Here is a 626-nt window from a genome sequence, read left to right as displayed (position 1 = left end):
TCCCACCACCCTGCGACCGCACCTTCGACGGCGGGATCAGCGGCTTCGCGATCTCCCACAGTCCGTCCGGAACAATCCAACTCCACGTACCCCGCCCCATACCGAAGCCAACGTCCGCCTCACCACATAGGACACGGTCTAAGTGCCGCTACGGTTTGCCGCCAGGTGTTCCCCACCGTTCGTGGCGATTCCATCTTCGCCCTGGCTCCCGTCGGGTGGCCTGTGCAGCCGGCGGGGCGGTAGCGCGGCGGGATCGTCTGGTCCGTCGAAGTGCTGGATGCCGTCCTCGTGCCGTGCATCCAGGCAGGAACGGCAAGTGGCCTCCGCTCAGGACACGGCTCATGACAGGTGGTGCGTGCTCCAGAACTCGGTAGTGCCCGCATCCCGCGCCGGCCGGGCGGGGTGCGGGCCAGGGCGGCTGGGGTCAGCCGCGGTAGCTCTCGTGGCGAGTGAAGTCGGGTATCTCGAAGGCTTCGAAGGCTTCGGTGTAGCGCAGGGGGCGGACGGTGTCGACGTTCCATACGTAGAACGGCAGCCGGGTGCGCGGGTTGGCGTGGCGGACTTGGTCGGGGCCGTGGTTCATGCCGGCCGGTGTGACGCTCGCCAGCCCCGCCGGCGGGCCGGCC

At 69.2% G+C, this 626-nt stretch carries 1 protein-coding gene and 1 pseudogene; both read right to left on the bottom strand.

Going from position 1 to position 626, the window contains the following annotated elements:
* Window positions 1–100: pseudogene (locus AC3EUV_RS38385) on the bottom strand (IS5/IS1182 family transposase); the annotation flags it as partial.
* Between the two features lie 324 nt (window positions 101–424).
* Window positions 425–626: hypothetical protein (locus tag AC3EUV_RS38380; protein ID WP_435604901.1), on the bottom strand; the 202-nt coding region annotated here is incomplete at its 5' end.

The organism is Streptomyces sp. bgisy130, from assembly GCF_057708345.1.
This window is presented reverse-complemented; position numbering and strand designations above follow the sequence as displayed.